Origin of the sequence: Halorubrum sp. F4, assembly GCF_027257195.1 — an archaeon.
Lineage (GTDB): Archaea > Halobacteriota > Halobacteria > Halobacteriales > Haloferacaceae > Halorubrum.
This window is the reverse complement of sequence record NZ_JAPDFS010000003.1, coordinates 444,868-457,017: the sequence shown is the minus strand read 5'-3', so window position 1 is coordinate 457,017 and position 12,150 is coordinate 444,868. Positions and strand designations below refer to the sequence as shown.

Here is a 12,150-nt window from a genome sequence, read left to right as displayed (position 1 = left end):
CCGACGGAGCCGTCGAAGACGGCGGAGTCGGCTTTTTCCCTCCAGGGTTTTCGAGGAGTGATTCTCGAAGCGAACCCAGTGAGCGAGAGAACCCGACGTTCACGAGAGCAGAGCTCTCGTGCAGCCCATCAGAAATCGGAGATTTCTGAGGACGAGAAAAAGGTGGATATGCAGGCGGACTCCGACGGACGATTCACCGAAGTGGGCCCAGGAACGAACCGCTCGCGAATCTCTCGAAAACGGTCACGCCGTCGTGGACGAAACGAGATATGATCCGGCTCGACGGACCCGTATCAGGCGGTCTCCATCTCGCGTTCGAGGTCGCGGAGCCGCTCGATCCGCTTCTCCGTCGGCGGGTGCGTGGAGGCGACCCGGCTCAGGAATCCCGCACGGATCGGGATGATGAAGAAGGCGTTCATCTCGGCGCTGCCGTCGCGGAGGTCCTGATCCGGAACGCGGTCCATCCGACCGTCGATGCTGATCAGTGCGGACGCCAGCGCACCGGGCTGGCCGGTGATGACCGCCGCGCCGCGGTCGGCGGAGTACTCGCGGTACCGCGAGAGGGCGCGGATGAGCAGGAACGAGACGATCCAGACGACGATCGACACCGCGATGGCGACGATCACTGGCGCGCCGCCCTGTCGGTTGTTCCCGCCGAAGAGCCACCCCCACCGCACGATGAAGAAGGCGATGGTCGAGAGGAACGACGCGATGGTCATCACCATCACGTCGCGGTTCTTCACGTGGGCGAGCTCGTGGGCGAGCACGCCGTCGAGTTCGTCGGAGTCGAGGGTGCGGAGCAGGCCGGTCGTCACCGCGACGGTCGCGTTCTTCTTGTTCCGGCCGGTGGCGAACGCGTTCGGCACCTGCGTGTCGGAGACGGCCACCGTCGGCTTCGGCAGGTCCGCCTGCTGGGAGAGCCGCTCGATCCGGCGGTGGAGCTCGGGGTACTCCTCGGCGCTCACCTCGCGCGCGCCCATCCCCCGGAGCGCGAGCTTGTCGCTGAAGAAGTACTGGGCGATCGCGAACCCGCCGAGCATGATCAACGGGAACAGCCCACCCTCGAAGTAGAGGGTGAGGAAGCCGACGAACACGAGATAGAGGGCGAACAGGAGGAACATCGTGAACGCCATCCGTCCACGTAGTCCCCAGTCGGTGTCCCACTGCATACCCGCGAGTAACCGCTCGGCGCGTTAAAGGCTACCGGAGGCGGGCGGTTCCGGACGTCGAACCGCTCCCGATTCGGTCGCCCCGGACACCGTCGTCCTTTAGTCCGCCTCGATCGAGATTCCGCCATGGCAACGGTCCTGGTCACAGGTGGACGCGGGGCGTCGGGGCGATGGGTGGTGGACCGACTCGCCGGCGACCACGAGGTCGTCGTCGTCGACCGCGAGCATCCCGGGCTCGACGCCGATCCCGCGCCGAGCGTCTCGTTTCGGGCGGCCGACCTCGCGGATCGCGGCGAGGCGCTCGACGTCGTGAGTGCGGTCGATCCCGACGCGGTCGTCCACTGGGCCGCGATCCCCGTCGCGGGAACCCACCCGGAGGGGCGCGTCTTCGAGACGAACGCACTCGCCGCCCACAACGTCCTGACGGCGGCGGGCCGTGCGGACGCGCCGGTCGTCCAGGCGTCGAGCGACGGCGCGTACGGCTTCTTCTTCGCCGATCCCACCCCACTCCCGGACGAGCTCCCGGTGACGGAGGCGCACCCGCTGCGGCCCGAGGACCCCTACGGGCTCTCGAAGGTGACCGCGGAGGAGACCGCCGCGGCGGTCGCCCGCCGACACGCGGTCCCCGCGGTCTCGATCCGTCCCTCGTGGATCCAGTACCCCGGCGCGTACGCCTGCCGGGAGCCGGGGTACGTCGAGGACCTCGCGGCCGGCGCGGGCAACTTCTGGTCGTACGTCGACGTCCGGGACGTCGCCGACCTCGTCGCATGCGCGGTCGCCGACCTCTTCGGCGACGATCCGGCCGTGGAGCCGGGGACCCACGAGGCGGTAAACTGCGTCGCCGCCGACAACGCGCTCGGCCGTCCCCTCCTCGATCTCCTGCGGGAGGAATACGGCGAGACCCCCGACGACAACGCGGTGGAGGAGGGCGACGACCGGGGCGCGTACGCGATCTCGAAGGCGAACCGGCTGTTCGGCTGGACGCCCTCGCGCTCGTGGCGGGAGGAGGCCGACGCGACCGGCGTCACCGGTCCGGTCCTGTTCGAACGGTGACGACCGGGCGGTACCGAGGGGGAACGTTGATTTGTCATCGGGGAAAGATCACGCCACATGCCCTCCAGACGACAGCTGCTCGCCGCCGTCAGCGCCGCGACCGTCGCCGGCTTCGCCGGCTGTAGCGGGTCGGAGTCGGGCGGTTCCGACACGGTCGACTGCCACACGAGCGCCGTCGAACACGGTGAGGGGGGCGTTCTCGACGGCGGCGCGCAGGGGACGGTCGAGTCCGGCACCGTCCGGCTGGCGGTTCCGCTGTCCGTCGACGACGTCCGGGAGAACGATGTCGACGCGCTCGAGGTGTACGATGCGGCGGACGACCTCGCGCACGTGATCCCCGTGTCGCCGGCCGACGCCGGAGTGATGGCGAACAAGGTCGGGGTCGCCGAGGGGAATCTGCTGTACGAGCAGTCGCTCGGCGACCGGCCGTTACACGGTCGATACCGGGTCGCTGCGGTGACCGAGACCGGCGTCACCGTCGACTCCGTCACCGTCGAGTTCAACTGCTTTACCGACGTGAGCGACTGACCGCACGTCCCGCATCCGGACGGACGGCCTCCGGTGGCAGCGCGGTCGTCCGCCCGCGCTCAGATCGACAGGATCGCGTTCACGAGCGTCCGGGTCGCGACCGCGGTGGCCGCCCCGAGCCACGTCAGCAGGACGAAGTGGATGTAGCCGTTCGCCGGGTTGCCGCCGTCGATCTTGCGGATCATCTGCGAGGAGAGCGCGGCGTTGAACAACACCACCGTGAGAAGCAGGTACTCGATGAGCGGGATGTCGTACGCGCCGGGGTAGACGATCTGGCCGATGTCCATCTGGTCGATCTCGAAGTCGGCGGTCAACTCGGCGAGGATGGCGACGATCTCCAGCCCGATGAAGAAGGCGAACGTCGCCGCCGCCGTGATCCCGTAGAGGAGCCCGATGAACGTCACCGCCGACTGCCGGCGCTGCTCGCGGAGCTGGTTGACGGTGTTCATGTTCGTCGAGATCAGCTCGCCGAGCAGCTTCGGGTCGCCGCCCATCCGCCGGCCGACGAGGTACATCTCGGAGAACTTCTGGATGAGATACGACCGCGTGTCACGCGAGAACGCCCGCCACGCGCCCTCCGTGCTGATACGCATGTTGAGACGGCGGTAGAGCCGCTCGATCGACGGCGAGAGCGCGCCGAAGTCCTTGTCGCGAAGCGTCGTCAACACGTCCGAGGTCGTCGACTGCTTCGCGCTCTCGGTCGCGCCGAGCGCCCTGACGAACGAGGGGAACTCTCCGTCGCGGGCGGTGATCGCCCCCTCCTCGGCCCGGAGGATGACCCCGGTGAGAAAGAGCGGGGTGATCGGGACCGCGAGGTACAGCGGGAGCCGGACGTCGTCGAGGAAGAAGAGGAGGCCGGGTAGTCCCGGGCCGTACCCGAACATCCCGGCCGCCGTGAATCCGATGAGCAGAAGCGAGAGCCCGGCACCGACCCCGAGCGACGCCCACAGCTTGCGGTCGCCGGGCGCGCGCTCCTCGGGGTGATACCAGATCGGGTCGTACGGGGAGGTCGCTCGGATCATCGCGTAGAAACCGAGCTGAACGAAGACGAAGAGGACGATCACGGCCGAGACCGTCGCGGTCGGGTCGTTGCCCGTCAGGATGGGGAGCACGATGGCGAACACCAACGCGAACGTCATCGAGAGGATCATCGACATGTACAGGTCCTTCATCACCTCCAGGTTCGACAGCGACGACTCGTAGAGCGTCTCGTACTTCGCCAGCATCACGTCCTGCTCGGAGACGAGGAAGTCCTCGAGCGACTGACCGGCCCCGAGGGTGTAGCCGAGCCGGTCGAAGAAGTCGGCCATCGCGTCCGAGGGGACCTCCTTGGCGCGCCGGCGACACGCGTCGTCGAGGCTCTGATTCCAGGTGTCCACGAGGTGGACGACCCGGCCGATCTCCTCGGCTGCGGCCCCGTACTCCTCCTCTCTCGCCAGCGTCCGGAACACCTCCATGCGGTCGATGTTCGTCGTCGACAGCACGGTCATGTGCGTCATCACGAGGTGGAGCTGGTTGTCGATCCGGTTCTCGACGCCGCTGAGGTAGATCTTGGGATAGACGACCGCCGAGATCAGCGTGAGCGCGCCGAAGAGCGGGATCGGTGCCCGCGCCGCGGGCGGCAGCGGCAGCACGAACGCGCCGACGACGGTGACCGCGAACACCGCCACCGCCGGGAGGAGGACGTAGCCGACGTACTGCCGCTTGGTGATGTCGAGCTTCTCGTAGGAGTCGAGCACCTCCTCGGTCAGCCGCATCGCGACCGCGAGTCCGTCCCCCGCCGCTTTCACGTTCATCGGGGCACCCGGTTCATGGTCGTGTACTCGCCTGGCTCATGGTCGTGGACTCACCTGACGTTTCGGTGCATCTCGAAGGGAAGCCCCTCGACGCCGTCGCGCTGGAAGGCGTCTATCGCCTGGTTCACCTCGTGATAGCCCAGGATTCCCTCCCCGATCATCCGCTCTATCAGCTCCGCGCGGAAGTCGAGGTCGTCGTAGATGTCGCGGGTGTCCGCGTACCCCAGGAGCGTCGCGATCTGCTCCTCCAACACGTACGAGTTGTTCATCCCCTGAAAGACGATGTCGTCCTCGACGGGATCCCAGCTGAACACCTCGCGGGTGACGACGCCCTCCATCTCCTTCGAGTAGCCCTCGATCTCCTGGACGCTCGTCACCCGCCGGAGCACGTCGTCGCCCTGTTTCACCCGGTTCTGGAACAGCGCCACGTCGGCGTTGTCCATGAACGTCTCCGGGACGTTGATCGGCTCGGAGGTGAACCGCTGGATCATCGAGACGATGTCGGAGGCGTGGAACGTCAACATGACGGGGTGACCCGTCTGGGCCGCCTGGAACGCCATGCGACCCTCGGCGCCCCGAACCTCGCCCACGATGATGTAGTCGGGTCGCGACCGCAACGCGGCGGCGACCAGATCGAACATGTCGACGTCCGAGGACCCCTCTCCGCCGCCCTCCCGAGTGAGGAGCTGCTGCCAGGTGTTGTGCGGCGGGATCACCTCGGCGGTGTCCTCCGCGGTGTATATCTTCGAGTCCTGTGGAATGTACGAGAGGATCGCGTTCAGCGTCGTCGTCTTCCCCGAGGCCGTCTCCCCGACGACGAAGACGGTCTGTTCGTTCTCCAGACAGAGCCAGAGGTACGCAGCCAACTGCGGCGAGAGCGTTCCCCAGTTCGTGATCTGGTTGATCGAGAGGGGAACCTCCTCGCCCTGACGGATCGTGAGCGAGGACCCCTTGAGCGAGACGTCGTCCGAGTAGATGATGTTGATACGCGAGCCGTCGGGGAGCGTCGAGTCGACGATGGGGTCGGAGTCCGAGAGCGGGTCGCCGATCCGCTCGCCCATGTTGCGCAGCCAGTTGTCGAACTCCTTCGGGGTGCCGAAGTCGACGGTCGTCTCGAGCATCCCGAACGTGCCGTGGTCGACGTGGCACTCGTGGGGGCCGATCACGTGGATGTCCTCGTTGGCCGGGTCGCGCATCACGGGCTCGAGCGGCCCGAGTCCGACGATGTCGCGATTGAGCCGGTACCGGATGCTCTCGTAGGTCTCCTCGGTGACGGAGAGCTTGCCGACGTTGAGGAGCTTCGAGGCGGTCGCCTTCCAGCCGGTTCGTCCGTTCTGGATGTGTGTAACGTCCTCGAGCAGCTCCTCGATGAGGTCGTCGTACTCCGCCTCGGAGTCCGGCGCGGTGTGGCCGCCGCTGGCGGCGAGCAGCTTGTTCTTCACCTCGTTGAGGACGGTCGCCTGCGGCCCGGACATCTCCGGCTCGATGGCGTAGTACTTCGTCTCCTGGCCGAGGTCGCCGTACACGTGGCAGTAGATCGGCCCGCCGACCGGATAGAGCACGTTGGGGCGGGCCGACTCGTACTCGTCCTTCGGCTCCTCGATGAAGAGCGGGAACTCGCCCGTGATCTGTTTGAACTCCTTGAGGTGTTCCCTGAGGTGGGGCCGGCGCATGGCGGCCTTCCGGAGCTCGTCGGACGGTTTCGCTGTGCCGTGTTCGGTCATCGTTCGTGTCTCGTGCCGTCTCGTTCGTGTCTGGTGGTCTCGATCCTCGCCGAAGGCGTTCCCTCGGCGGTCGCCTCAGGCGACACTCCGGCTCTCGATGACGATCCCCGTCCCCGAGCGGACGGAGAAGCCGATGGTGTCGCCGACCTGTTCGCCCATGCCCGCGAAGCGTTTCACGTTGATCTGTCGGCGGATGTCGTTGCCGACCTCGATCATCTCGAGTTGAATGAAGACGTCGGCGATCGACCGGAACGGCCCGATCGCGTCGTCGTCGACCGCCGAGGGGTCGACGGTGAGCACGACGACCTTCCCCTGGGAGATGATCTCCCGGAAGAACGAGATGATCTCGAGTGCCGCCTGTCGTTCCTCGTTCTTCCGGACGAGCGCCTCGAACGTCGGGTCGTTCCGGAAGATCGCGTCGAACGTATCGAGGAAGATCACGTCCGACCGCCACATCGCGTCGGCGTTCATCAGCCGCTTGAGCAGCTCCTTTCGCTCGCCGTCGTCGTCGGAGAACGCCCCCCCGGAGTCGAAGTCGGCGTGTAAGAAGAGCAGCTCCTCGTTCAAGAGCGGCTTCACCATGTCGTACTCCAGCGAGTGCATCTGGTCGATGAAGCCGCGGACGGTGAGCTCCGTCGACATCAGCGTCACGGACGCCCCTTCCTCGACGAGTCCGTAGGAGAACCGCTGGGATATCGCGCTCTTCCCCGCGCCGTAATCGCCCTCGATGAGCACGATGCTCCCGCGGGGGATCCCGCCGCCGAGCTCCTTGTTCAGCCGGTCGCGCTCGCCCAGCCCGAGCGACAGCAGGTTGTCGGCGCGGGGCATCTACGCCTCCACCCGGAACCGGAAGGTCTCCTCGTCCCCGTTGACCGTGAGGTACACCCGGTGGTCCGTGGTCTCTCCGTCGCCGAGGCTCCCGACGTCGTCGACCGCGTCGAGGTCGATCGTGAGCTCGAGGACGTCGCCGCGGCTCCAGGCGGTCGCGCCGTCGACGGAGACGACCTCGCCGGTCGTCGCGTCCGGCCGGACGAACCGCCCGTCGAAGACGACGTCGAGGCCGGAACCGTCCGGAGCGAGCCGCTGGGTGCCGGTGTTCTTCACGAGAAGGGTCACGTTGTTCTCGGTTCCGTTGTACACCCCGCCGTTGGGGTCGGAGATCACCGTCACGTCCGTCCGGAGCTGTTGGGTCGCGTCGAGGCTGCCGTCCTCGACGGCCGCGCTCACCCGGTCGACGCCGGTGGTGACCGTGCCGACGACGCCGGCGGCGATCACGAGGCTGGCGACGAACAGGATGAGGTGGGAGACCGGAACGCTCGCCATTCAGGCGGTCACCTCCGCGGCGTCGCGAACGCCCGACTCAGTCACGACGACGACGCGGCCCGCGTTCGCGAGGTCGGCGTCGACCGACGCGTCCGGGATCGCGATCGAGAGGGTCTCGCCGTCGAGCCAGAGATCTGTGTCGGCCGTGCCGTCGACGCTCGTCCACGACTCGTCGGCCGCGATATCGACGTACTCGTTGTCGACGACGAGGGTCGTGTCGCTCACGACGAGTCCGACCGAGCCCCCGTTGGTCGCGTTCACGACGAGCTCGTCGTTCCCGCTCGCGTTGAACGTCGCGGAGTCGACGGTGACCGCCGTGTTCTGGCGTTCGAGCGCCCCCTCGTGGAGGTCGCGTTCGCCCTCGGTGACGCGCTCGAACCCGTTCGCCGCGACGGGGTAGAAGGCGGTGAACGCGAAGAACATCCCCGCGACGATGACCGCCGTCGACGCCGAGACGCTAACGCCCATCTCCCCACCCTCCGTCCGCCGGGTCGGCGCGGTCGGGCTGCGGATCCGGGTCGTTCATCGGACGGGGTGAGCTGCCGTTCCGGCCGTTACCGGCGTCGGATCGCGGGCGGCGGTCGCGACCGTCCCGTTGAGTCCCCCCGTTCGGCCGCTCGTGGGCGTGTTCGTCGTTCCCGTCGGACCGGGAGTTCCGTCGGCCGTGGCCGCGGTCGTGGGGGCCTCGAGCGGATGCCGGGGGTTCGCCGCCGACCAGCGACCCGCCGGCGAGGTCCTCCCACCGGTCTAGGAGGACGAGGTGCCCGCCCGTGCCGTTGAGCTGCGTGATGTACCGCAGACTCCGCGTGTGATGCTCCCGGACCAGTCGATCGGTTCCCGGACGGTCGACGAGGTTGCGGTCGATCGTCCCGAATCCCGAGAGGAAGTCTCGGAGCCGCGCGGCGGCGTCGGGACCGATCCACTCGATCCGCTCGTAGTAGTTCACCGCGCGCACCGCGTCGGTGACGTCGCTCTCGGCGACCAGGAACTCCAGCCACTCCATCACGAGCAGGTCGCCGACGTAGTCGCCGGGCAGCTCGGTGAGGTACGGCTTGCCGCGCCGACCCGCGAGGTCGTCGCGCCCGACGTACTCGAAGCCGTCCCCGTTCGCTTCGGCCGGATCGCCGCCGGGTGTCGGTCCCGGTTCCCCGGCCATGGGGGCCGGATCCGGCTCCTCGTGGTCGTTCCCCGTCGGGGCGGCAGCCGCCCCGACGGGGTCGTCCTCGAACCCCTCGCCGCCGGCACCGACGGCGTCATCGGGGCCGTCGCCGAGACCGTCATCGAAGGCGTCGTTCCCGAGCTCATCGTCGAGATCGTCGTCGAACGGCTCCGTTCCGTCCTCGAAGGCACCCCCCTCGGGTGCCGTCTCGTCGCCGGCGTCGTCGGCCCAGTCGGCCTCCCCGGCGTCGTACTCCTCTTTGAGTTCGCTGAAGCTCTTTCCGTCGTCGTTCATGTCGTCGTCTTCCGCCGCCGATTCGGTCTCGGACGCGGCGTCGGCGGGGTCGCCGTCGTCCGGTTCGTCGTTCGGTTCGTTCCCGTCGTCCGCCTCCTCGAGGTCGTCGAAGTCGTCGAGGCCCTCGTCGTCGAGTCCGTCCTCGTCGAGCAACTCCTCGTCGAAGAAGCCGTCCGCGTCCGCGCTCGCGACGTCGTCGTCGAGTTCCGCCTCGGCCTCGTCGCCGCCCTCGTCGTCGAAGAGACCGAAGGAACTGTCCGCGGCACCGCCGCCGTTGAAGCCGCTGGACTCGTCGACGAAGGGGTTGATCCCGCGGGTGACCATCTCGTAGATGTCGAGGAGGTTCCGAACGTCCTCCTCGATGTCATCGACCGCGGCGGAGATCTCCTCGTTTTCCGACCGCACCGTCGACACCGTCGAGGAGAGGGTGGCGACCTCGGCTTCGAGGTCGTCGAGTCGCTTCTCCAACTCGTCGGTGTCGGAACCGCCCCCGCCGTCATCGAAGCCGTCGTCCCACTCGTCCATGCCGTCGAACTCGTCGAAGCCGCCGTCTCCCATTCCACCGCCTAGACCGCCGCCGCCCATCTCACTGCCTCCTCCCATTCCACCGCCGCCACCCATTCCACCGCCGCCACCCATACCGTCACCGCCACTGCCGCCACCCATACCGTCACCGCCACCGCCGCCCATCCCGCCACCGCCTCCTCCCATTCCGCCGCCGAAGACGTCGTCGCCACCGTCCGTGTCGTCCCCGTCGTCATCGAGGAATCGGTCGAGAACGCTCGCACCGACGAGCCCCAGCGTGGTGACTGTCCAAGCGACCGCCGAGACGCCCCACACCGATAGTTCGAGGCCCATTGATCACAGCAATCCGCAGACGACACTTCAACCCACTCCTCAAAATATCAGGCGTGAGAACACCGGTTCCGACGGGATCCCGCCCGTCTCGGCGAGAACGTCACAGGGTGCGTTCGAAGCCGTCGGCCGCCCGCACGGCGAGGTCGCCGCCGGGCAGAAACCGGACCGTCCGGCCGACCGCGTCGCCGACGTCGCTGGCGACGACGGGAATTCCGGCAGCCCCCAGCCTTTCGCGAGCGCGCTCGACGTTTCGCGGGCCGACCGCGGCCGTGAGATCGAGCATCTCCGCGCCGCCGACGAGCCGCGCCTCGAGTCGACGGGGCGACGCGCCGGCCGACGCGAGCTCGTCGACGAGCGTTTCGAGTCCCGAATCGACGTACTTCGCCGGACGAGGGGATCGTGAGGCGCTCCCATCGGCGGACGGAAGCATGGCGTGTAGGAGTCCGCGGACCCCGGCCTCCCGGTCGACGAGCGCGATCGCGACACAGGAACCGAGCCCGCTCGTCGTCAACACTGCGCGATCGCTCACCACGGCGAGGTCTCCGACGCCGACCTTCACGCGCCGAGGGGTGTCGTTCCGGGCCGTATCGGATCGATCCGGATCGGTCCGACCCGAGGCGGGCCAGTCTCCCGACGGCGTGAGGTGGCTCATGTTTCGGAGAGTCGTTCCAGCGCCGCCGCCAACTCGCGCTCGTCGGGGAGCGCGTACACGTCACAGCGCGCCTGGACGCCCTCCGTCCGGATGGCGGCGTCGATGACGAACCCGTAGTCCTGGCGGCGGCTCAGCGAGGCGACGAGCGGGCTGACGGTCGCCGAGCCGATGTCGTGGACGAACTCCGGCGGCGAGTGTGAGATGGACGTCCCGAGCACGTTCGCCCAGCCGTCGATGAATCCGCTCGTCATCACGTTGCCGAGTTCACGGAGCGCGTTCTCGGCCATCCCGCCGAGCGGCTCGTCCGGCTCGGTCGGGAGCATCGCCTCGGCGACCGCGGCCCCCGACTCCTCCGAGAAGAGGATCGCGAGGTAGCCGCTCGGCTTCCCCTGGAGCTCGAAGACCGTCCCGACGTGCGGCTCCGTGCCCACCTCGCTCGGCACGTCCGCGAGCGGGACGAACCGGAGTCGACTCACGTCGACGGTGGTCTCGAGGCCGGTCATCATGCCGATGTTGTCGGCGGCGTTCGCCGAGCCGCGCTTCGCCAGCGACGCGAACGTCGAGAGCGACTCGTACGGGACCGCGGGCGCGTTCGTCCCCCCGCTCGCCCCTCCAGTCCCCACGGATCCGACGGCACCCTCCGCGCCCGCGGTCGCCGCCGTGGCGGTCTTGCCGACCACGAGGTCGCGAAACGGCCCGGAGTCGGGCAGCATGTAGATCGAGAAGTCGAGGTCGGTTCCCGTGGCGTCGAGCCGGCTCTCGAAGAGGAAGACGCCGTCGCCGGCGAGCGCGCCGTCCGGCAGCACCGCCGCGCCGTCGGCCTCGAAGTACCGCGGCGGGGTCATGTCGATCGCCCGACCGAGGTAGTTGGCCCAGCCGTCGAGGAAGCCGCCGAGCGCGATGTTGCCGACCTCCGTCACCGCGCTCCGGCCCGTCGACGCGCCGCCGGGCAGCACCGAGAGCAGCCCGTCGATCTGGTCGGCGTCGAACGCGAGCACGGCCGATCCTTCCAGGCCGCCGTCGAGTCCGACGCGCACGCCGATCGACTCGCGACCGGAGAAGGCCTTCGCGAGGTCCTCGCCGGTGGCGACGCTCGCGCCCGTCACCTCGACCGCGAGGTCCGACCCCGTCAGCTCGCCCAGCGCGTTTGCGGCGCGCTCCGCGCCGCGTTCGGCGAGCCGGTTACACGCGCCGAGCGCCCGAACGTCGACGCGCATCAGACCGCCGACCCGATGGCGTCGAGGACGTTCGGCTTCTGGAACGGCTTCGTGATGTACCCCTCCGCGCCGGCCTTGATCGCCGCCTTCATCTTCTCCTCCTGGCCGACGCTGGTACACATGATCACCGTCGCCTCCGGGTCGTCGCCCTTGATCTCCGTCGTCGCCTCGATCCCGTCGCGGATCGGCATCACGATGTCCATCATCACGAGGTCGGGTCCGTGTTCGTCGTACATGTTCACCGCTTCCACCCCGTTTTCCGCCTCGCCGACGACCTCGAACTCGCCCTCGAGTATCTCACGGAGCAGGTTCCGCATGAACTCCGAATCGTCCGCGATGAGCACGCGCTTCGCCATATACACGAACCCGGAGCGGGC

Annotated in this window: 12 protein-coding genes; 2 read left to right on the top strand and 10 right to left on the bottom strand. The window is 68.2% G+C overall.

Features of this window, described 5'->3' with window-relative positions:
* Positions 1–293 precede the first annotated feature (293 nt).
* The gene (gene htpX, locus OKW78_RS10675) at positions 294–1,169 is read right to left on the bottom strand and encodes a zinc metalloprotease HtpX (protein WP_281195146.1); all 876 of its coding nucleotides are present in this window, start codon (positions 1,167–1,169) and stop codon (positions 294–296) included.
* Between the two features lie 126 nt (positions 1,170–1,295).
* Between htpX and OKW78_RS10670 the strand changes: the two genes are divergently transcribed.
* Positions 1,296–2,222 carry an NAD(P)-dependent oxidoreductase gene (locus OKW78_RS10670; RefSeq protein WP_281195145.1) on the top strand — a complete coding sequence of 309 codons (927 nt, stop codon included), beginning with the start codon at positions 1,296–1,298 and terminating at the stop codon, positions 2,220–2,222.
* A gap of 57 nt (positions 2,223–2,279) precedes the next feature.
* Positions 2,280–2,750, top strand: coding sequence for a hypothetical protein (locus tag OKW78_RS10665; protein ID WP_281195144.1), 471 nt, complete (start codon positions 2,280–2,282; stop codon positions 2,748–2,750).
* Positions 2,751–2,809: 59 nt separating this feature from the next.
* Here OKW78_RS10665 and flaJ read toward each other — a convergent pair whose 3' ends face one another.
* The 9 genes from flaJ to cheY form a co-directional block, all read right to left on the bottom strand.
* Positions 2,810–4,546: an archaellar assembly protein FlaJ gene (flaJ, locus tag OKW78_RS10660; RefSeq protein ID WP_281195143.1), complete on the bottom strand. Its 1,737-nt coding sequence runs from the start codon at positions 4,544–4,546 to the stop codon at positions 2,810–2,812.
* A gap of 50 nt (positions 4,547–4,596) precedes the next feature.
* Entirely contained in the window at positions 4,597–6,270 is a 1,674-nt protein-coding gene (locus OKW78_RS10655) for a type II/IV secretion system ATPase subunit (protein WP_281195142.1), read from the bottom strand.
* A 75-nt stretch (positions 6,271–6,345) separates the two neighbouring features.
* Positions 6,346–7,098 carry an ATPase domain-containing protein gene (locus tag OKW78_RS10650; protein WP_281195141.1) on the bottom strand — a complete coding sequence of 251 codons (753 nt, stop codon included), beginning with the start codon at positions 7,096–7,098 and terminating at the stop codon, positions 6,346–6,348.
* A complete protein-coding gene (locus OKW78_RS10645; RefSeq protein ID WP_281195140.1) occupies positions 7,099–7,593 on the bottom strand; it encodes a flagellar protein G in 495 nt (164 codons plus the stop codon). It lies immediately after the preceding gene.
* Positions 7,594–8,061, bottom strand: coding sequence for a flagellin (locus tag OKW78_RS10640; RefSeq protein ID WP_281195139.1), 468 nt, complete (start codon positions 8,059–8,061; stop codon positions 7,594–7,596).
* On the bottom strand, positions 8,051–9,904 hold the full coding sequence (locus OKW78_RS10635; protein WP_281195138.1) for a FlaD/FlaE family flagellar protein: 1,854 nt from the start codon (positions 9,902–9,904) through the stop codon (positions 8,051–8,053). The genes OKW78_RS10640 and OKW78_RS10635 overlap by 11 nt, the downstream gene beginning before the upstream one ends.
* A gap of 100 nt (positions 9,905–10,004) precedes the next feature.
* On the bottom strand, positions 10,005–10,556 hold the full coding sequence (locus tag OKW78_RS10630) for a chemotaxis protein CheD (protein WP_281195137.1): 552 nt from the start codon (positions 10,554–10,556) through the stop codon (positions 10,005–10,007).
* Positions 10,553–11,773, bottom strand: a complete 1,221-nt coding sequence (locus OKW78_RS10625) for a chemotaxis protein CheC (protein ID WP_281195136.1) — start codon at positions 11,771–11,773, stop codon at positions 10,553–10,555. Before OKW78_RS10625 ends, OKW78_RS10630 begins: the two co-directional genes overlap by 4 nt.
* Positions 11,773–12,129, bottom strand: coding sequence for a chemotaxis protein CheY (gene cheY / locus OKW78_RS10620; protein ID WP_122106556.1), 357 nt, complete (start codon positions 12,127–12,129; stop codon positions 11,773–11,775). The genes OKW78_RS10625 and cheY overlap by 1 nt, the downstream gene beginning before the upstream one ends.
* Positions 12,130–12,150 lie beyond the last annotated feature (21 nt).